The following is a 20154-nucleotide window of genomic DNA, read 5'->3' as shown; positions in this document are numbered from 1 at the left end:
GGCCGGACGAACTCCCACTCGGCGTCCGACAGTTCATGGCGACGTATCACGACACCATGATCCACCAGCAGTGAACATTTGACGACACCGCCTAGCGCCCACGCGCAATGCTGGCCTGCGGCGCCTTGTGCTGACGGGGGTCGAACTGGCAGTGGGAGCGTCGCTTGCGGCCCTGGCATCAGGGTCATGGGGTGGCACGGGTGGGCGCTGCGGGGAGCTGTTGGTGGGCTCGCGCGGGAAGCTCTCGATGACATCGTCGCGGCGCGCCGGTGGCGGCGGCCCTTGAAGGCTCCCTTTCCGAGACGGGGCGCGGCGCCACGCTCGGGGCGTGGCAGGACAAGCCAGACGGGTAGAACCGCCTGGTTCCTGGTTCCCCTCTGAGGCAACATCGTGGGATGTCCACTCTCGATGAGACGTCAGGGCAACAGGGGGACGTGGCGGGGCCGGTGCTGAGGGTGAGTACCGACAGTGTCCCGGCACATGACCGGTTCGACTGGTGGGTCGAGATGGTCGGCAACGAGGTCATGCCCGTGACAGTACGCAGCGCGCACGCGCCCCTGTTCCAGGGCCGGGTAAACGCCGTCGAACTCACCGACAGCCAGGTGGCGTTCTTCGGTTTCTCCCCGATGACAGTCCGTCGCTCCGCTGCGCAGATCCGCCGTTCCGACCCCGAGGTGTACTACCTCGTCCTGGTGCATGGCTCTCCGATCCGCCTTGAGCAGGAGCGTGGAGTGGTCTGCCTCGGGCCGGGCGACATGACCTTGTTCTCCACCTCGCACCCGCTGGCGTGCGACTTCCCCGACCATGGCCGACAGGTCCGGCTCACCCTGATGAGGCTGCCGCGTTCGCTACTGCCGCTGGCGAGCGGCAAGGCGGACCGATTGCTGGCTGAGCCCCTGGCCACCGGGGCCGGTTCGGCGAGGCTGCTGGGCTCCTACCTCGCGGGGCTGCCCGACGCCGCCCGCGCCGCCGGCTCACAGGAGCGGGCCCGGCTCGGCCACATCGGCATGGATCTGGCGGCGGCCGTACTGGCGGGGCGGCTGGGTGCCCAGGGCAGCCTCCCCGCCGAGAGCCGCAAGTCGGTGCTGCTGGCCCGCATCAACGCGTTCATCGACCACCACCTCGGCGACCCCGAGTTACGCCCCGCCTCCATCGCCGCCCACCACCACATCTCCGTACGGACCCTCCACCTCCTCTTCCGTGAAGCACCGGACACCGTGGCCACCACGATCCGCCGCCGTCGCCTGGAGCGCTGCCACGCCGACTTGACCGCCCCCGGCCAGCGCCACCGTACGATCACCGAGATCGCCGCCCGATGGGGCTTCCACCGCCCCGCCGACTTCAGCCGGGTGTTCCGCAACGCCTATGGATTACCTCCCACCGAGGTGCGGGCGCTTGCGCTGGATGCGAAGGATTCTTGCGCTGGTTACTGAAGACGCCGTGACCGGGACCGGGCCACAGTTGAGCCCCGGTGCGGAACATCCGCACACCCGAGCATCCGGATCCGCGCCCCGGCCCGCAGTCGAGGAAAGGAAGTTCCCTATGCGTGCGACTCGTTCGCTGCTCGTCGCCTCCATGGCCCTGGCCGCCACCTTCGGCACTGTTCCACTCGCGTCGGCGTCCCCGGCCCCCGCCCCGGCGCCGGCCCCGGCGGCGTACAACTGCCCCGCCGCGTACTTCTGCATCTACAGCGGCTGGAACGGCACCGGCGAGCGCTGTATCTGGCAGAGCGCTCAGCGCGCCAACACGGCCGACGACTGCGGCTTCATCCAGCGGCAGTTGAACGTGTTGTCGGTGGCGAACAAGACCACCCATCGCAAGCAGTACTACAAGGCCACGAACTACAACCAGCGTGTGGGCTCCACTCCGGCGAACGCGGAGGGAAACCTGATGGGCAACTACCAGATCCGCTCCTTCAGGCCGCAGTAGTCCTCGGCACCAGAGCCCCTCACCTCCCATCAGTGTGGGGGCTTGGTGTGGGGGGCTTGGTGTGGGGGGGCTGCCCCAGCCCCGCGCCCTCGGCTTGACTGTCGGGGGCGCGGGGTAGGGCAGTGACGTGCGGGTGACCGTGGTCGGCCGCCGCGCGAGTGTCGGCTGGGCCGCCGCGCGCTCCAGCGTGCCGCGCTCTGCCGGGCCTTGTCCGCGCCGTCGTACAGCCCAGCAGCCCTCGGGGGCCGCCTCGCCGCGGCGCGCGGCTGGTGGCATCTGCTTGCGGTTCGGCGACCGTGCTCGCCAGACCGCGAACAAGCCGCCTGTCAGGCTATGCGCCAGTCCTGAGCGTTGCTGTTGTTTTACTCATACGTCTGGATCACGGCACCGTGTGAGGGTTTCCGCCGGACAGGTCCAGGCACGGTCCGCTCGGCTTGCTCACGATCCGGTTCCCCGCGATGCGCCACTGCTGGGCCGGCCAGTCGCTGTGGCAGTCGAACATGTTCACCGCGGCACCCCGGTCGGCGTTGACCGCGACGATGTCCAGGCACCTCGCCGGGCCTTTGTCCGACAGGTCACTGACGAGCTGGTCGCTGACCCATGTCCAGCGCTGCTGGGCGCCACCGTGGCAGTCCCACGTCGTCTCCAACGCTCCGTTGCCACGATTTCCGTCCCGTACTTCGAGGCACTTTGTTGCTCTTCATCGTCACGATCGGAACTCCGAGGTCGGCCTTCGCGCTCTCGGGGACCGGATCGGCTGACGCCGAGGTCGTGAAGGCAAGGCTGCCGATCAACAGCCCCACTGAGCCCAGTAACCCCGCACGCCGGTTCGAAGGCCGGGGCCCTGCGGCGCGGCGGAGCCGGTTGGCGATCGCGAGTGCCAGCCTCTCCTCCTCCGGCAAGGAGGTGACGATGAGGTCGCATCCCTGCTGGTCGAGTTCGCGCAGGAACCCGTACAGCCGGCGCGCTTAGATGGCCATCGAGGCGGGGACCGCCACCACGACGTAGGCCTTGACCGGGGTGTCGGCGAGGGACGGGGGAGGAGGACGCGGACCTGGTACCCGTGCTCCAGGGCACGCTCTGCTTCGGCAATGACCTTCTCGGCTTCGACGAGGACGGCCCGTGCTCGCGGCGCGTACTGGGAAGGATGCTGGCCCGGGACCCGGGACCCGGCACCCGGCACCCGGCACCCGGCACCCGGGCACGGCTCGTCGAAGGGACCGCGAGCGGACGCCCCCGTACCGCTTCGAGGTCTTCGCGTGTCACCCCGCCGGGCCGAAGAACGCTCGGGGCGTCGCCCGTGGCGTCGACGATGGTCGGCTCGACACCGGCCTCGCAGGGAGCGCCGTCCAGCGCGAAGTCGACCTCGTCGCCAAGCTCAGCACGGACGTGGTGCGCCGTGGTGGGGCTGACCGAGCCGAAACGGTTGGCGGACGGGGCGGGGACGGGGCCGGGGCGCCCCCACCGAAAGCCGACAGCAGCCCGAGCGCCACAGGGTGGTCGGGAACGCACACAGCCACCGTCTCCAAGCCACCAGTCGCTTCGAGAGGCACCCGGCTGCCACGCCGCAGGACCAGCGTGAGCGGCCCCGGCCAGAAGTGCTCGGCCGGCAGGCGCGCCGCCGGGGGCACGTCCTCGGCCCGGTCGTCCAGATGCTCCGCGCCGCCGATGTGGACGATCAGCGGGTGGGAGGGTGGACGCTCCTTGACCTGGAAGATGCGCGCGACCGCAGCGGGGTCCTCGCGTTGGCGCCCAAGCCGTAGGCGGTCTCGGTCGGGAGGGCCACCAGGCCTCCGGCGCGCAGTGCGCCCGGGGCAGTGCCGTAGGGGGCGGGCCGGTCATGTTCCGGCCCGCCCACGGGTGTTATGACTGCCGGGAGCTCTCGGCAGGAGTCGGTGTGCGGTGTACGGACAGAAGCCGGGGCAGAACCCTGTGCCTGCGGCGCGCGGGAGGTGTCTGCTGTGCCGCGGGCAGTGACTCCGCGCTGTCCACGGCCGCAGGTCCACGACCAGGTGCGGGACGGGGTTCGGGTCGATCGGGTTGAGGGGTGGGGTGGGGGGCGAGGTAGGCCTGTGCGCGCAGATAGGCTTCCAGGGCGCGGCCGGGATCGATGGCCATGATGCTTCTCCTGCTGGTGCTGTGCGTGGGGGCGTGTCCGCAGAGGGCGGGATGGGCGCCTGTCAGCAGCGCAGGACCGTATGGCGGGCGCGGGCAGCGGCGAGGACGGCGCTCTCGGGCCAGGGCGTGGCTGCCTGGCGCGGAGGGTTTTTCGACGCGCCGGCCTCAGGAGCGGGGGACGGTAGGCAGGTGCGCCCGCCGAGGGGGTGACGGTCTCGGGCGGCACGAGAGAAGCGGCGCTGCCCGCTGAAGCAGGCGGTGCTCTCGTCGACGCCGGGCTCGGTCGTCAGGGTCGTAGCAGCCCTTGCCGGGTCTGCGAGGTGTCCGGGGGCGAGCTGGGTGCCGCACAGGGCGAGCACCAGAGAGATCAGCGCCACGGCGGCGGCCCGCGCAGCGGACCACCGAGCAGCACGACTCCAGCCAGCCATGCACCAAGGGTAGTCATGTGACAACCATGAGTGCATTCAGTCAGATGGGTGACATCCCCGCGACGGCTGGGACTCGGACTGCCCTACGGAGTTGCTGTGACGGCGGTGACTTCCGTACCGGGCGCTCGCGCTGTACACGAGGACGGTTATGCCGTCCTCGATGAGGAGGTGATCCAGGACTGGCCACCGTCCGGGTGATCGTAGGCCGGGTGGTGGGCACCGGACACGGTGGTGATGAGGAGAAGCCCCGACCGGCCAGGGGGGTATCGCCGTCGCGGAGGCCGCTGCTCGTTGCGGGGCCACTACGGGCGCGCCGCGTTGCTGAGGACGTGGGTCGATGGGCGGCGAGCCTTGAGAACGTGCCCCGGTCAGCCCGGCAGCTGAGGCAGGACACCTCGCTTGTCCGGCACCTGGCTGAGGCCATGCGCGCGGCGCACGAACTGCTGTCGCGCCGTCGAGCGCAGCCCTTCCAGGAAGTCGTCCGAGTCCTGGGCACGGCTCCCGTGGAGGAAGTCCGCTGACGGCGTTCGCGCTCGCGGTGCCGGTCTTACCAGCATGCGCGATGCCTGGCTGTGGTCCGGCGGGCAACGGGGAAGGTGCCGTCGACTCCGAAGCGGCGGATAACCCGCGGGGGGGCAGTGCACCGTCCGGGCACTCCATGACGGAAGCCGGTGTATCGGGGCGACGGGGCACCGCTCCGGTGAACGCGGAGCCCGGAGTGACAGCCCCCGCCGGGTCCGGATCGCTCCGGGGCGGGGGCCTCGGCTCTTCGTGGTCAGCGGCGCCAGCGCTCCTGACCAGGGCCCTTGCAGGTGTAGACGTGGCCGTTCGCGCCCACGCCGGTCGTTCCGGGCGTCGAGCAGTACGCGCCGGGCGTGACGGGCCCGACGCCTCCCGTGCCCGACCCGCCGGAAGAGGAACCGCCGCTGGGGCTGTCGGAGGAGCCGGAACCGCCAGTGGTGCTGCCGCCGGTCGACCCGCTGTCCGGCTCGCGCTCGGGCTCGGGCTCGGGCTCGTGCGTGGGCGTGGGGTGCCGTTCGGTGCCCTCGTTCTTCGGACACCTGGTGCCCGGCGCCACCAGGTGCAGGCTCGGATCGGCGTATTCGCGTACGAGCGTCCTGCCCGCCGAGGGGCCTTGGAAGCAGACGACCCAGTCGTCATGGCCCTTGGGCAACTCGACATCTGTGTAGGCGCTGAACGCACGGATGTCGCCGTCGATCAGCTTGCCGATCTTCTTCGATGCGTCCGCGTACGTCTTCGTCACGACGTTCGGCATGGGCGCGTCGCTCGGCGTCCGCGTCGGCGTCGACTCGGCCGTCGTCGCGGAGGGGGTGGGGGTCGCGGTCGCCGTCGCGGCCGGCTTGGGATCGGCCGCTGCCTTCTTCTCCTCAGGCGGATCCTGAAAGAGGATGAACAGGAACCATACGAGCGACAGCACCGAAGCGATGATCTTCGTCTTCGGCTTCCAGGGGCTCAGCCACGCGAGCACGATACCGACCGGGGGCAGGAAGATCAGCAGCGCGATGATCAGGGCCGGATGCTTCCACCACCGCCGGGCAGGAGCAGGTGGTTGAGGATTGTAGGGGCGCGGCGGGTAGGGCGACGAGGCGGACATGAGGCTCCAGCGAGATGAGGAGGAAGAAGGCCCGGCACTCTACCTGCTGGTATAGACCAGACAGAGAGGACTTCGCGGGGGAGTGTCCCCGATGGATCTTCGGTGAGGGCAGGGCACTTGACCCATGTGAACGAGGTAACAGCATGGGTAGGTCACCTTCGAGTGCGCATGGTGTGCGCAGAGCGCACCGCTATCCGTCCTCGGCATCGTCGCCCGGCGGGCGCGCGGCGGGTGCGCGGCGGGTTCGGGCAGCCGGTCCGCGCACGGTGCGGACCTGGCCTGTTCGGTCTGGGCGGTGGCCTGTTCGCCCCGCTGCTCCGGACGCGTCGCCAGCACGGACACACGGACAGCACCTGTCACGCCAGCCAACGCTCCAGCGTCGGGGACTTCGCGTCGTTGGCCAGGCCTGAGCCACAGAGAGCTTTGGCCAGGCCTGAGCCACAGAGAGCCCCCGCTACATTCTGCGGCGTCTCGGGTAAGAGCCCCCTGGCTGTCCGGTGCAGTCCGACTTTGCGGGCGTACCCGCCGACTACCTCAGGGGCCCTGGGCGGCACCCAGCTCTTCATCGCCCTGTACCTGCAAGAGGTGCTCGACCTGACGCCGTTCGCGGCCGGCGCCTGGATGGTGCCCGCCTCGGTAGGCACCATCGTCGGCTCGCCCTGGCGTTGCTCATCACCGGCTACGTGATCGCGGCCCTGGGCGTGGCGCTGCTCGGCAGCCTGGGCACCGCCGTCTACCGGGGGGGGAGCTGACGGGCCGGATGCCCCAGGGGGTACCGGAGGCGAGCGCGGATGCCGCGCGGGACACCCTCGGGGGCGCCGAGGAGGCCGCCGCCAACCTGCCGGAGAGCCTGGCCGGGCAGCTGGAAGCCGCCGCCCGTGAGGCGTTCGCGCACGGGCTCGGAGTGGCTGCGGCCACGGCCGCCGTCATCGCCGTCGCCGCTTCCGTGCCGGCCGCGACCCGGCGGCGCCACCTGCCGTCCAGCGCGCGGGCCGAAGCCGAGCAGTTGGCGGTTGCCGAGCAGAGGCCGCGAGCCGTAGAGAGTCCCCCATGACGATGTTCCAGCAGACGCCGCGGCAGCAAGCCCAGCAGATCGCCGCGGCGCTCGCAGACCTCGCGACCGACGGCCGCGCCGTGGTGGCGCTCGACGGCCGTGCGGGGGCGGGCAAGACGACACTGGCCGCCGCCCTGGCCGAGCAGCTGGGCAGGCCGGAACCTGGCAGGAGCTGCGTGACGAGGTCCTCGTACCGCTCGCGGACGGCAAGGCGGCACGCTATGCGCCGTACCGGCCTGGTGCGAACGCCACGCTGCGCGGCGAGCCGTGCCACCTCGCGCCCGGCGGAGTGGTCGTCGTCGAAGTCGAAGGCGTCCTGACCGCCCGCCCCGAACTGGCCCCTTTTTACGACCTGACCGTCTTCGTCGACACCCCCGGCGAGTTGTGCCTTCACCCCCTGTACGCCCGGGGGCGTGGCTCCGAACGCGACGCCTGGATCGCGCCCTGGCGCGCCGTTGAGGAGTACTACCTCACTACGACCGACCTGCCCTCGCGAGCCGGCCTCACCGTCCGGGGAGGGTGACGGGCTCCCCCGGCCTCCCGTGCCGCCAGGTGAAGCGCGGGTTGCTCAGGCAGGCGCGCAGGCAGAGGTTCAGGCGCGCCGGGGCATGCGGTTGGATTCCTCATCCGTCCCGATCTCCATCGCTTCCTGGCGGGCACGGCGGCCGGTAGGCAATATCCCCGACGTACTGCCGCCACTGCTTCTTCGTGAGGGTGTTCTTCGTGACGGCGCAGATGTGCCGGACGGCCCGGTCGGCGTCGAGTTCCCACAGGCGGGCTGTGCCGTCCTGGCTGCCTGTGGCGAGGGAATGCCCGTTGGCGCTGAACGCGACGGCGGACACGGGCTTGGTGTGTTCGGTGAGCGGGCTCCCGAGGAGCGTGGGCCGACCGGTGCCGTGCAGGTCCCACAGCCGGACGTCCTCGTCGTCGCCGGCGGTGGCGAGGGTGTGGCCGTCGGGGCCGAACGCCACCGCGCCGAAGGAGTTCGCCCCGTCGTCGACGAGCAGGCCGAGACCGGTATGGCGGTCGGCGAGCTTTTCGGGGCGGGAGGGGACAGTGGTGTCCCAGAACGAGCCCTCGTCGTAGTTCGTGCCGGCGAGGATGCGTCCGTCGGAGCTGAATGCCACATCGGTGAAGTCGCCGGTGGTACTGGTGAGAGGTCTGCCGAGAGGTTCGGGGTGCGCTGGGTCCTTGGTGTCCCAGAGAGCGATCTCGCTTTGCCCGACAGCCACCGCGAGCATGCGCCCGTCAGGGGTGAAGGCCATCGACGGGGTCCAGTCGTCCGACACGGGGAGGGGCGGACCGAGGCGCTTGGGGTGTGCGGGATCGCTGGTGTCCCACAGCCGGATCCTGCCGCCGCCTGCCGTGGCGAGGAGCTGGCCCCGAGGTGCGAACGTCGCCATGCCTCCCGACAGTTGGACGCCGAGGCGTCGCGGCCGGGCAGGTACGCTGACGTCCCAGAGGAGGACCTCCTCAGTGCGGCCGTCGAGTGCGTCGGAGCTGCTTGCCGTGACCAGAGTGGACCCGTCAGGGCTGAGGGACACCGCCTCGACGGCACCTGGCCGACCGGTCAGGAACGTAGGCGGAAGAGTCCAGACGCGGACGGTGTCGGCGGCGGCGATCAGAGTGTGCCCGTCGGGACCGAAGTCCAGGGAAACCGTCCCTGCCTGGCCGAGCGGCCTGCCCACAGCGACCGGGCCGTCCGCGCTTGTCACGTTCCACAGGCGGATGGTGTCCTTCTGCGCGGTGGCGAGGACGTAGCCGTGGGGGCTGAAGGTCATCGTTGAGATGTCGTCGTGGGAGATCTGGAGAGGACTGCCCAGGCGCTCGGGACGGCCCGGCCGGGTCATGTCCCACAGCTGGATGCCGCCGTCGAGTTCCTCAGTGGCGACGGTCGAGGTGGCCAGCACGTTCCCGCGTGGGCTGAGTGCCGCGTTCCGGCCGGGCAGTGGCTTGCCGATGCGCGTGACATACGCCGGTCCGTCGACGTCCCACAATTGCACTCTCTCCGTTCCGGAGTTCGCGATGGCCAGGTAGTGCCCTGTGGGGCTGAACATCGCTTCGTCGCCGGGCAAGGTGCTGCCCCGGCGTGGGTGGGCCGGCCGGCTGGTGTCCCACAGCTGGACTTGTGTGTCCCGGCTGTAGCGGGGGTGAACAGTGATGGCCAGTGTCCGCCCGTCGGAACTGAAGGCAAGCATGTAGATGGAACCGATGGTGATGGGGGCGCTGAGCGCGACCGGATCGGCCGGATTTGTGGTGTCCCACAGGCGGAGCACGTCCTTGGTGCTCGGCTTGTCGTCGACGACGGCGAGTATGTGTCCCCGAGGGCTGAACGCCATCAGGTTGCCGCTGATGGGATGGCCGATGGGAGGGGGCTCAGGGGGAACGGTGGCATCCCACAGTTGGATCATCTCGTCGCGTGCGGTCGCCAGGGTGTGCCCGTCCGGGCTCAGCGCGGCGTGCTGTTCCTCGTCGGCGCCTGGCTGGGTGACGGTGGAGAACAGCGGAGTCGCCGTGGCATTCACCAGGTCCGTGTACGCCTGCGGCGACGGATGCATGCGGTAGGCGGCGATGTCCAGTTGCGCCGCGACGGACACGTTCTGGTTCCTGGACGACGTCTGCGCACCGCGTAACTCGGCGGCCTCGGACGTGAGTTGACGGGACACGGCGATATCCCGTTGCTTCCGGGCGGTGGAGCGTTGGTCGAAGGCCGTGCCGGCGGCCACGGAGACCAGCAGTACCAGGACGGCCAGGGCGGCACTGAAGGCTCGCAGCCTCCGGGTGGTACGGGTGGCCGCTCGCTGTTCCTGACGGCGTGCGTCCAGGCTCGCCGCCAGAAAGGCCCTTTCCGACGACGTCAGGTCGCCTGGGTCGGTGAAGGCTTCCGCCGCCACCGCCAGGCGTGTGCCGCGGTAGAGCGCTCCGGAGTCGTGACCGAGATCCTGCCATGCCTGGGCGGCTTCGGTGAGGCGCCGATGGGCGCGCAGGCGCTCGCGGTCGGCCTCGATCCAGGCGCGGAGCCGGGGCCAGCCGGTGATCAGGGCTTCATGGGCGAGGTCGACGGTGTCGTCGTCCAACATGATCAGCCGTACGCCCGCCAGACGGTGCAGCACCATGGACTGCTCTGCGTTCGCGCAGGCCTCGCTCAACTCGGCGCGCTCGACGGGGCGGCGGGTGTCCGGTGTGCCTTCGCCCGGGATGACCAGGCGCAGCAGGATGCGGCGGGCTGTTTCCGCTTGCGTGGGAGTGAGGTGGGTGTAGAGGTTTTCGGCGCTGTGGGCGATGGCGCCGTGCAGGCCGCCGGCGGCTTCGTAGGCGTGCAGGGTCAGGGTGCGGCCGCGGCGGCGGCGCCAGGTCTCCAGCAGGACGTGGGAGAGCAGGGGCAGACCGCCCGGCTCACCGGCCACCTCGTCGATCAGGCGGGCGGTCAGCGCCCGCTCCACGATCAGGCCATCGGCGGCCGCGGGCTTGACGATCACCTCGCGGAGTTCGTCGGGGGTCATCGGGCCGACCGGCAGGCTCCCCTTGCTGAGGAGGACGGCCAGGTCCGGGTGTTCGAGGCAGCGGGCGTAGAAATCCGCCCGTACTCCCAGCACCACCCGAAGCCGACTGGCCGGGTCGTGGGCCCGTATCAGCAGGCAGATGAACTCCTGGCGCTCCTGTGGATCCTGGCAGACGGTGAAGGCCTCTTCGAACTGGTCCACCACCAGCCACGTCTCCCCCCGTCCCGCGGCCGGAACGAACCGTTCACCATACTCGCGCGCGGGGCGCGGGCCAGGGGTGAGGAGCCGGATCGCCGCCGGACGCAGCGCCGGGTCGCTGGTGGCCTGCAACCGGGGGATGAAGCCGGCGCGGAGCAGCGAGGACTTCCCGCTGCCCGACGGGCCCAGGACCACGGTGATCCGGTGAGTGCGGGCCAGCTCGACGAGGTCGTCCGTCAAGCGGGTGCGGCCGAAGAACCGGTCCTGGTCGCCGGGCTCGTAGCGCGCCAGTCCGCAGTAGGGCGCGTCGGTTGCATCAATCGGCTCCACGGGGATCCGGACGGCTTCGCTCTGCGCCTCGTGCCAGCGTCGCGTCCACTGCTCCACGTCCCCGCCGCAGGCCTTGACGTAGGCGAGCGTGACGTCCAGGGACGGCAGCTTTTCGCCCGAGGCCGCCCGGGAGAGCGCCGTCGTCGAGAATCCCACCCGGCCCGCCATCACCCGATACGTCAGCCCGTCGGCCTCCTGACGCAGCATGCGCAGCTCATGCGCGAACCGCTGCACCGGTCCCGCTGCCGGGTCCAACGGCTTCTCACGACGTCCCACCCTGTCCCCCATCGCACCGCGGCCGGCCAAGTCCACGCTAGGGATCCCCGCGGACCTCCGACAAGGTCGAGGCGGTTCGTACGGCGATCGTCGGCCAGCGGCAGCACCACGAGGTGAATTGATGCACGGCACGGACAGGGGCTGCTCATCAATGCGGCAGCTGCTGGAATCGAGGGAGCGAGCCCGGATGCACCGCCGCCGACGGGGGTGGTTGTGGTCCCGGGCCCGCCGAACACCAGGACCCGTCCCGGCCGCCACAGCACTCACAGCGGCCCCGGGTCCACCAGTCACGGGGAGAAAGATGACCTCACCTACCACCCATCGAGCCGTCGAGCACCGGCGCTTCACCGCGGGGGAACTGCATCGCATCGTCCTTGACCACATCCTCGACAGCACGGCGCTCCTGCGGAACAGGCTCGTCAAACAGTCCGTCCACGTCGACGGCGACTACCAGCAGGACATCGGCTTCGAACTGCCCCAGCGCAGGTCCATCGCCGAGCTGACCGACATCATCCGCGGGCGTCTGGGCCGGCTCGCGGAGGAATTCCCCCAGGCCGGCGAGTTCCACTCCGGCCTCGGCCCGATCCTGGACGAGCTGGCCGACCCGGTGATCGAGGCCGACCAACTCTGGCCCCTCTACCAGGAATTCCTGGATCTGTACGCGGCGGACATCGCGCCGTTCAGGCCGGGAACCGGCGCTGCCGAAGTCCGGTGCGAGGAGGGGGCCGTGGAGGTCACCCTCGTACGCGGCGAGGGCCCCGCCGCCGGCACGCGCGCTGACCGCTCCGTCCCCGGCGACGCCGGGTTCCTCGACGCGGCCACCGCTCTGCTCGAAGCCTGCCGCCGCTGGCACCGGGTGCTGACCCGCGACGAGGCGATCGCGGTGCGCTGCGCCTACGCCCTGGTCGACCTGGGCTCCCGTGGCACCCGCCCCTACCGCACCTGGGGCACCAGTGGCTTCAGGGACCACCAGACCTATATGTCGGTCACCGACCCCGGCGAGGGGCATGTCTGGGGAACTTCCGCGGACCGGGCCAACCTCGACGGCGTCATCGTTCACATCGAGCACCTGGAGCGCGGCCGCAACGCGGACCGCGAGGCGGTGGAGCCGTACCGCATCCCCTCCATCCGCACGGTCGGCCGGGTGCGCCTGCACATCGGCCAGGACGCGCCCCTCTCCTCCTACGTGGGGCGTCCCATGTTCGAGGGGGACGCGGACGACTCCCTCCTCAAGACCGTGCACACCCTGGCCGCCTCGTGCTCGGCCCTGTTCGCCGAGGGGCTGGCCGAGTGCAAGATAGCCGTCGAGCGGATGACGGCACGTCAAGCAGTCGACCTGATGCGGTCCCTGGCGGCGACTGTGCGCCGCGACCCGCTGCGGCAGGTGCTGTCCGCGGCCTTCAACCTCAATACGCCGATCGTCGACGACCGCCCGGCGACCCTCGCGGCCCACGGGGGCCGCCCGGCGCTGGTCGCGGACCGGTTCGCCCTCGCACACCTAGGCATCGAACTGACGGTCGAGGGCCATTTCGACAAGGTGACCTGGGACGGCACCGCGAACACCTACCCCAGCACCTGCGTGATCGAGCAGATCACCCACGCCCAGGCGCTCACCCTGGTGCACCGGGCCCACGAGGCGGGCCTGCTGACCTACTTCTCCGCCGGCTTCCGCTTCCACCACCTGCCCAGGACGGTCTGGATCGGTGCGGACGGCGTGGGCGTGGGCGGCGCCCAGATCCTGCGCTACATGGACCGGCACACCGGCAACCACGGCCCCTTCCTCGAGGAGAACATCACCAAACTCCTGTCCATCAGAAACCGCGCCGCCGCCTCGGTGCAGGGGCGCGCCGGAACCGCCCTGGCCCGCCTGGACCGCATGTACTTCGAGGGCTCCCTGACCGCGCCCCTGAACGAGCTGCGCCAGGAACTGTTCACCGCGGCCATGGACAGGGAACCCGACCACGACCGACTGGCGACGCTCCTCGATCAACTGCTTGATCTGCCGGAGGAGCCCGCTGACGAACGCCATCCCCTCCTGGGCTGGGCCGCCCGTCTGATCGGCGCCGGACCCGACTGCCTGGCAGCCGTCGGCAAAACAGCCGACGAGTGGGCCCAATTCACCAGGACGCTCGACAAGCTGGTCCTCAGCCACGACTACGACTATCTCGCCGAGCACCTGCGCATGGTCAGCGCCCACGCCCGGCCACAGCCCCTCCCCCGGCCCGGACCGTGATAACCGGACAGTGACAACACGTCATCACCGGCAGACGCCGAGCGCCACCCTGCGTCGTGGCTGCCATCGGGACCGGGGCGGTGCGGCCGTGGAAGAGGTGCTCCTCCCACTGGTAGCCGGGTCTTCCGGGCATGGGCCAGGGGGCGCGTGTGAGAGCACGCCTCCTGAGCCGGTGCCATGGGCCCCGTCACTACTGCGATGCTGTTGGTGAATTCGGGCCCTGTCGCTTCGCCCCGCCTGTGGTCAGGCGGGGCGAAGTGCTGCGAGGTGGCTGGCCAGGCCCCGGTAGCGGGATCTGCGCAGGCCGTGGGCGTGCCTTCCGGCCCGGGCCTCACCAGCGCAGAGCCGAGAAGAGGCGGGCGAGATCCCCCGGAGTGCCGGGGTACATCCAGACCGTCCCAGTAGGCCGACCCGACCTCCAGGTTCCACCGCCGTCGTCCGATCTCGCTCATGGAGCGTTACATTCCGTCTGCCGTAGCGATACGAGCGCATCCTCTAGCGCTGCGGTGATGGGCAGGCGGACCAGGGTGACTGATGAGCTGCACGTGCGCTGTGCAGCGCGGCACAGGCACAGGTCGGCGGATGGAGGGCGGACGTACCCGGGTCCGCCCCCTCGCGGCGCGTGCCGTAGGTGAGCCAGCTGTGCTGTGGGCGGGCTCCACGCTCCCACCCAGGTGAACAAGCTCGCGTTGCGGCCCTGGACCGCGGTAACGCCTCTCATAACTCCGGCCGGAGACGCTCCGCCTGCCGCGTGGCAGGTCAGTACAGCTTGTTGACCGCGGTCCGCAGGGTGTTCTTCCATTCGGTGACCGGCGGGTCCCCCCAGTAGCTCTGCCACATGTTCAGGGTGACGGTGTCTCCGTCGCGGCCGACGCCCCAGAGGTAGTTGAAGTGCGGGCGGTCGGATGCCTCGGCGTCGAAGGTGTACATCCCGTGCAACGTCGCCCCTTCCTCCACGTCGAGTACGCCGTGGTCGTAACCGGTGGCGGTCACCCCGGGTTCCTGCGGACGGTTCGCGCACTCGGCGTAGCTCTTGCGGGTCTCTTCCGCGAACGTGATGGCTTCCGCTTCGGTGGCGAAGACCACCACCTTCTGCTCGGCGTAGGCGGTCTCCGCGGTACTGAAGTCCCGGTGCCAGACGTTGACTTCGGGTCGGCCTTCCGGCCAGTTCGCAAGGCATTCGTGTGACATGCCCCATCCTCGCGCGACCGGTGCCGCGCGCCACGACTCGGTCTTGGGCAGGTCGGAGATGTACAAGGTCCCGGGCCGAGGCCGCCACTGCTCGGCGCTCGCCGCCGGCCCAGATGCCACTGCTACCGCCACCACCGCGGCCCCCATTGCCATACCGGTCCCACGCATTCGCCCTCGTACCCCCATGACGTGTTCCTTCCCCCGCAGTGTTCCGATCGCTCATCGACCCTTTGCCGGGCAGCGACTGCACTGAAGTCCAGAGTGGGGTAACAGCGTCTCCTGAGCAGGGGCCTTCGGTAGCAGTGACCTGAAAAACCGTTTCCCTTGGCCGAAAGCGACGAACTGGTTCAGGGAGGAGGTCACCACTCCGGCGAGCAGGGGCTCCAGTCGCACACGGACCTGTGGCTCACTTCCCTGACCGGAGCGGACCCAGCGGGCATACAGCGGCGTGGGGCCCACGTCCTCGGCCAAGCCCGACCGTGTGCTGATGAGCCTGGGTAGGCGGGATCATCAGGCCGACCCGGGATGCGGTCGCCAGCTGCGCGGGCTTGTAGTCGGCGTGGGCGGCGGGCACACGGCCACTGACCCACCGGACGGAGTCAAGGGCGCCGAGTACCCCGCCGAATATCTTCCAGGCCGTCCAGGCCGTCCAGGCCGTCGCTGACGGGGACGGCCCGGTCGACTGGGCGATGGCGAATTTGGGCCCCACCGCGTGCCGTGCTCCTCAGTATGCCGTCGGCGCACGCAAGCAGGCGCCGCGGAAACCCGGCAGGTGCCCGCAGTCGGCCCAGCATCGTTCCGGTGAGGCGCTGGGCCGTGCGCGCGGTGGCCTGACAACGAATTCACTGGCCATGGCGGCGGAGAATAATCGGGATTCGATCAGCTGGAAGTCCTGAGACGTTGCACCGCCCCGGGCGCGGTGTAGAGGGTCAGCCCCTCGGCGAGCTGCTTGTCCAGTGCCGCCGCGGAGTGCTCGAAGTAGTCGGCGCGCACTCCCGCGTCCCGGGACGCCTGTGCCATGTTGCGCACACTGGCCAGCACCACGTCGAGGCCCTGGGTGAGCACCGGCTCCGCGTCCGAGTCCACGTCGGCGGCGAACGCGGGCATCACTTGCGTCATGCTCGTCAGCCAGGGCACCAGGAGTTCCGTGAAACCGGCCGCGGTGCCCTCCTGGTGTGAGGTGGCCATGGCGACCGAGTGGAAGAAGCCGTCGAACATCACGCTCATCGCGCTCAGCAGCGCCAGGTCGTACAGTGCGGCGATGCCCGCGTCAGCGCCGAGGTACTTGGCTGCCCCGAGCGCCTCCAACGTCTCCTTGTGCGCCTCGAAGTGCTGCTTCTGCCCGCTGTAGAGGACGAACGCGTGCGAGGTCGCGACCGTTGAGGGAATCGCCATGATCCCACCGTCCAGATAGGCCGCACCATGGCCCACTGCCCAGGCTTCCGTCTCTCGGGCCTGGGCCGGTGTGCCATTGGCGAGGTTCACCAGGGTCCGGCCGTGCAGGGAGCCCGCGACGGGCCGCAGGATCGCGTCGGTGACGTCGTAGTCCAGTAGGCAGACAAGTGTCAGGGGGCTGGCGAGGACCGCTTCCTCGACCGTTGCGGCTCGCGCAGCACCGCGCGCCACCAGGTCATCGGCCTTGGCGGCGCTGCGGTTCCATACGGTCGTGGGGTGCCCCGAAGTGATCAGGGCGTCCGCCAGAGCCCGTCCCATCTCGCCGAGACCGATGACTGTGACTGCTGTGTTGCCCACAAGTGCTCCTGTTGATGTGCTCGCTTGATCAGATGCCGTCCGTCCACCTTCAGGTCGGCACAGACACCTCACAAGTACGCACAAAAAAGTGCGTGGTTACCTCTGGGTGTGTAAGGAAAGAACACCTTGCGCCCTGAAGCGATTGACGGCCGGCGTCTTCCGCTGCCGACTGGGGCAGCAGCAGCCGGGGACAGACCGGTTCGGCTTGGCCACCCGTCGGACCGGCCCAGCCGTCCAGCTCTGCCGCAAGGAGCAGCCCGTATGAGCGCCGCGCCGCCCGCGGGCGCCCTCACCCTCGCGGGCGAGACCGTCTCCCGCCTCGGCCTGGGCTCCACGCGTCTGAGCCACGGCCGACAAGGCCCACGGCAGCGGACCCTGGGGCCGGCTCTCACGGGCGATGGCCGAGCGCCATGAAAGCTCGAGATCGCCTGCCAGGTGCCCCCAGAGTGTCGGGGGCACACCCGGCTCGACTGTCACGCTGTCGAGGTTCGGGGAGTCAATCCGCCAGCCACGGCAGGGGGCGGCTGGACGTCGCTTTGTCAACCGGTGAGGAAACGGGCGGCGCGCGTTGTCAGATCGGTGAGGTCTTCGTCGGCGCCCGCCGACCGTAGCCGGGGCAGGAATGAGTGGAAGAGGTGCCCATACCCCTGGCCGTCCCGGTCCGGAACTTCCACACGATGCCGTTCAGGGCCGTGCGGTCATCCAGCCGTACCCGTCCGAAACCAGCCGGGGGCAATAGCCTCCCCAGCAACTCCCGCTCTCCATCAGACAGTTCATGATGACGAATCACCACACCAGAATTCTCCTTGTGGTTGGAGCGCTATCGCGCCGAAGGTCTTGCCGATCTGATCGACGAGTCCCGGCGTCCGCGTGTCTCGCCCCCTACGCCCGCAGTGACGACAGGCCCTACGGCCTCAATCGCGAACGGGCACCTGGGGAGTAACTCCACCATGCCCGGCACGACAAGCAAGCCCCGTCCAGGATGTGCCAGTACCGTCCAACAAGTCGCGGGGCTGCCCGGCATCAGCCAGGGACGTCCTGTCCATGAACTCAGGGGACTTCACATTGCCACCTCGTCTGGGGACAGCCGACGGGAGTGATACTGACTTGGATACAGGTACGGATGAGGAGCATGACCAGTGACCAGCGACAAGCGCACAGGGCCGCCCAGTTTTGGAAGCGAACGCGACACGCTGCGGGCTTTCCTCGACTACCACCGCGCGACCCTCGCCATGAAGTGCGAAGGGCTTACCGACGAGGAGCTGCGGCGGCAGTCGATGCCGCCGTCCACGCTTTCGCTGCTCGGCTTGGTGCGGCACATGGCGGAGGTGGAGCGTGCTTGGTTCCGTCGAGTGTTCGAGGACAACGACGTGCCCCTGGTCTGGTCCGACCACATCGACTTCCAGGCGGCGTACGACGCGAGCACATCGACCAGGGACGAGGCATTCACGGCCTGGGAGGCCGAGGTGGAGAACTCGCGCCGCATCGAGCGGGAGGCGGAGTCCCTGGACCAGGCCGGGCACCAGCCAAGGTGGGGCGAGGAGGTATCGCTGCGGATGGTGATGGTGCACGTGCTTCTGGAGTACGGCCGCCACAACGGCCATGCGGACTTGTTGCGTGAGGGGGTTGACGGGACCGTGGGCGCCTGAATCTGGAGGAGTCTCCGACCTCCGCATGTGTGCCTCTTCCAGAGAATCGACCGCGCGGCTGGAAACAGGGAGTCCAAGGTCAGCCCTGTGGCGGCCGTCCGGTCGCTGCGCTGCGGCTCAACGACGCGGAGCTGGTGCGCCGCGATGATGCAGGGCATGTTGCGTCTGGGCACTCGGCGTGGAACCGGTGATAACCCGCCGCGGTACTGGGGCGTGTGTCGAAAGTGTCTGGTGAGGATGGAGGAGAGCCCATTTGTGGTCCAGAATGATTGGATGGTCAAGCTTGAGACGCCCCGTTTGATCCTGCGTCGCTGGCGTGAGGATGACGTTGCGCCCATGGCTGCGGTCAATGCCGACCCCGAGGTCATGCGGTGGATCCGTGACGGCAGCGTCCTTGACGAACAGCAGACTCGTGGTCGGGTCCAGGCATGGGAGAGCGAGTGGGAGTCACAGGGCTTCGGCCTGTTCGCCGTGGAGATCCGGTCCACCGGCGAGTTGGCCGGGTTCACCGGCCTTTCGGTGCCCAACTTCTTGCCGGAGGTACTGCCGGCGGTTGAGGTCGGCTGGCGGCTGGGACGTTCCCACTGGGGGCAGGGCTTGGCCACCGAGGCCGCTGCGGCCGCTGTACGGTTCGGGTTCGAAGAGCGAGGGCTGGAGCGGATCGTCAGCATCGCTCAAGTGGGCAATGACGCCTCCGAGCGGATCATGACCAAACTGGGGATGTATCCGCTCCGTGAGACGGTCAATCCCACCGGGGGTCGGCGAGTACGGGTGTTCGAGTTGTGGTCGGACCAGTACGTCACAACCACTCGTTGATGGCGGCAACGAGGACGGCAGCTTCGTAGCGGACCGCGAGTTTGTCGTACCTGGTGGCCACGGCCCGGTGTCTCTTGAGGCGATTGATACCGCACTCGACCGCGTGCCGAGCCTTGTCCTCCTGCGGGTCGAACTTCGGCGGCCGGCCGCCGCGCGAACCGCGTTTCCTGCGGTCGCGGGCCTGGTCGGCCTTGTCCGGGATGGTGCAGAGGATCCCGCGCCGCCGCAGATAAGCGCGGTTCTTCCGGGAGGCGTACGCCTTGTCGACGCGCACCCGACCTGGCCGGGTGCGCGGCCTGCCCGGCCCGAGACGCGGGACACGGACTTTGTTCAGGACAGGCCCGAACTGCGGGGAATCCCCGCGCTGTCCGGCCGTGATCACGATGGACAGGGGCTTTTGGCCCTGTTCGACGGCCAGGTGCAGCTTGGTGGTCAGGCCACCGCGCGAGCACCCGAGCCCGTGGTCGTCCGGCTCGACGGCGACGCCGCCGGGCGGCTCCTTCTGCAGCTCCCCTTTTTTCCTCGCCCCGACGGCATGCTGGTGGGCCCGGCACACAGTGGAGTCGACGTTGATGTCCCAGGTGATCAGCTCCTTCGCGTCGGCCCGGGCCTGCAGCGCGGTGAAGATCCGATGCCAGGTGCCGTCCCGCCGCCACCGGCGGAACAGGTCGTACGCCCGGCCCCACGGCCCGTACTCAGGCTCCGGCCTGGGCACGCAACGCCGGGGCGTGGAGCGCGCCTTCGCACACCCGCACTGGTTCCGCCGCCCTGCGCATCCGCTGGGAGATCCGTGACGACATCCACGGAGCCTTCCTCGAACTCGCCTGCTCACTCATCTGCTGGCGACTCCTGCAAACAACGTTAGCGACCCTCATCGACTCTCGATCAGTGTCGAGCCACTTCTGCCGCTGCTGCGTGGTCCATCAGTTGTCCGCCCTCATGAACATGTACCTTTGCCCGAACACAATTGCGCGGGACCTCGGTCCGCCCCTGGCGATGGAGCGGGCGATGCTGGTGAATGACCATGCATGGGTAGGGGTGTGCGGCTGCTGCGGTCTCGGC

Annotated in this window: 14 protein-coding genes and 3 pseudogenes; 8 read left to right on the top strand and 9 right to left on the bottom strand. The window is 69.5% G+C overall.

Translation table 11 applies throughout. The features are described from left to right. Positions 1-455: 455 nt before the first annotated feature. The gene (locus AC07GB_RS30070) at positions 456-1433 is read left to right on the top strand and encodes a helix-turn-helix domain-containing protein (RefSeq protein WP_478850886.1); all 978 of its coding nucleotides are present in this window, start codon (positions 456-458) and stop codon (positions 1431-1433) included. 109 nt (positions 1434-1542) lie between these two features. Further along, the gene (locus tag AC07GB_RS30065) at positions 1543-1929 is read left to right on the top strand and encodes a peptidase inhibitor family I36 protein (RefSeq protein ID WP_478850884.1); all 387 of its coding nucleotides are present in this window, start codon (positions 1543-1545) and stop codon (positions 1927-1929) included. A gap of 379 nt (positions 1930-2308) precedes the next feature. On the opposite strand, the pseudogene AC07GB_RS30060 reads toward AC07GB_RS30065, so the two are convergent. The 4 genes and pseudogenes from AC07GB_RS30060 to AC07GB_RS30045 form a co-directional block, all read right to left on the bottom strand. Then, positions 2309-2611, bottom strand: a pseudogene (locus AC07GB_RS30060) (RICIN domain-containing protein); the annotation flags it as partial. A gap of 148 nt (positions 2612-2759) precedes the next feature. Then, positions 2760-3715: pseudogene (locus tag AC07GB_RS30055) on the bottom strand (L-threonylcarbamoyladenylate synthase); the annotation flags it as partial. Positions 3716-4109: 394 nt separating this feature from the next. Further along, positions 4110-4475 carry a hypothetical protein gene (locus tag AC07GB_RS30050; protein WP_478850882.1) on the bottom strand — a complete coding sequence of 122 codons (366 nt, stop codon included), beginning with the start codon at positions 4473-4475 and terminating at the stop codon, positions 4110-4112. 775 nt (positions 4476-5250) lie between these two features. Further along, positions 5251-6090, bottom strand: a complete 840-nt coding sequence (locus AC07GB_RS30045; RefSeq protein WP_478850880.1) for a hypothetical protein — start codon at positions 6088-6090, stop codon at positions 5251-5253. 760 nt (positions 6091-6850) lie between these two features. Here AC07GB_RS30045 and AC07GB_RS30040 point away from each other — a divergent pair. The 3 genes from AC07GB_RS30040 to AC07GB_RS30030 are packed head-to-tail and all read left to right on the top strand — an operon-like array spanning position 6851 to position 7667. Continuing rightward, positions 6851-7144, top strand: a complete 294-nt coding sequence (locus tag AC07GB_RS30040) for a hypothetical protein (RefSeq protein ID WP_478850878.1) — start codon at positions 6851-6853, stop codon at positions 7142-7144. Then, the gene (locus tag AC07GB_RS30035; RefSeq protein WP_478850876.1) at positions 7141-7464 is read left to right on the top strand and encodes a tRNA (adenosine(37)-N6)-threonylcarbamoyltransferase complex ATPase subunit type 1 TsaE; all 324 of its coding nucleotides are present in this window, start codon (positions 7141-7143) and stop codon (positions 7462-7464) included. The genes AC07GB_RS30040 and AC07GB_RS30035 overlap by 4 nt, the downstream gene beginning before the upstream one ends. Continuing rightward, complete coding sequence (locus tag AC07GB_RS30030) at positions 7434-7667, top strand: hypothetical protein (RefSeq protein WP_478850874.1); 234 nt, start codon at positions 7434-7436, stop codon at positions 7665-7667. The genes AC07GB_RS30035 and AC07GB_RS30030 overlap by 31 nt, the downstream gene beginning before the upstream one ends. Before the next feature lie 100 nt (positions 7668-7767). Here AC07GB_RS30030 and AC07GB_RS30025 read toward each other — a convergent pair whose 3' ends face one another. Further along, entirely contained in the window at positions 7768-11463 is a 3696-nt protein-coding gene (locus tag AC07GB_RS30025; RefSeq protein WP_478850872.1) for an nSTAND1 domain-containing NTPase, read from the bottom strand. Between the two features lie 289 nt (positions 11464-11752). On the opposite strand from AC07GB_RS30025, the gene AC07GB_RS30020 reads away from it, so the two are divergent. Then, positions 11753-13684 (top strand): hypothetical protein, encoded by a 1932-nt coding sequence (locus AC07GB_RS30020; RefSeq protein ID WP_478850870.1) that lies wholly within the window; start codon positions 11753-11755, stop codon positions 13682-13684. Positions 13685-14443: 759 nt separating this feature from the next. Here AC07GB_RS30020 and AC07GB_RS30015 read toward each other — a convergent pair. From AC07GB_RS30015 to AC07GB_RS30005, 3 genes and pseudogenes are all read right to left on the bottom strand, one after another. Then, a complete protein-coding gene (locus AC07GB_RS30015) occupies positions 14444-14875 on the bottom strand; it encodes a hypothetical protein (protein WP_478850868.1) in 432 nt (143 codons plus the stop codon). 879 nt (positions 14876-15754) lie between these two features. Beyond that, positions 15755-16627, bottom strand: a complete 873-nt coding sequence (locus AC07GB_RS30010) for an NAD(P)-dependent oxidoreductase (protein WP_478850867.1) — start codon at positions 16625-16627, stop codon at positions 15755-15757. Between the two features lie 539 nt (positions 16628-17166). After that, positions 17167-17280, bottom strand: a pseudogene (locus AC07GB_RS30005) (phosphotriesterase family protein); the annotation flags it as partial. Between the two features lie 486 nt (positions 17281-17766). On the opposite strand from AC07GB_RS30005, the gene AC07GB_RS30000 reads away from it, so the two are divergent. After that, positions 17767-18276 carry a DinB family protein gene (locus AC07GB_RS30000; protein WP_478850865.1) on the top strand — a complete coding sequence of 170 codons (510 nt, stop codon included), beginning with the start codon at positions 17767-17769 and terminating at the stop codon, positions 18274-18276. 273 nt (positions 18277-18549) lie between these two features. Then, positions 18550-19092: a GNAT family N-acetyltransferase gene (locus AC07GB_RS29995; RefSeq protein WP_478850863.1), complete on the top strand. Its 543-nt coding sequence runs from the start codon at positions 18550-18552 to the stop codon at positions 19090-19092. On the opposite strand, the gene AC07GB_RS29990 is transcribed toward AC07GB_RS29995, so the two are convergent. Then, positions 19076-19807: an IS5 family transposase gene (locus AC07GB_RS29990; RefSeq protein WP_478850861.1), complete on the bottom strand. Its 732-nt coding sequence runs from the start codon at positions 19805-19807 to the stop codon at positions 19076-19078. The two genes, AC07GB_RS29995 and AC07GB_RS29990, sit on opposite strands and share 17 nt — an antisense overlap. Positions 19808-20154: the final 347 nt, after the last annotated feature.

The organism is Streptomyces sp. NPDC045778 (assembly GCF_056431945.1).
Note: the sequence above shows the minus strand (reverse complement) of the source record. Positions and strands in the feature narration are given on the sequence as shown.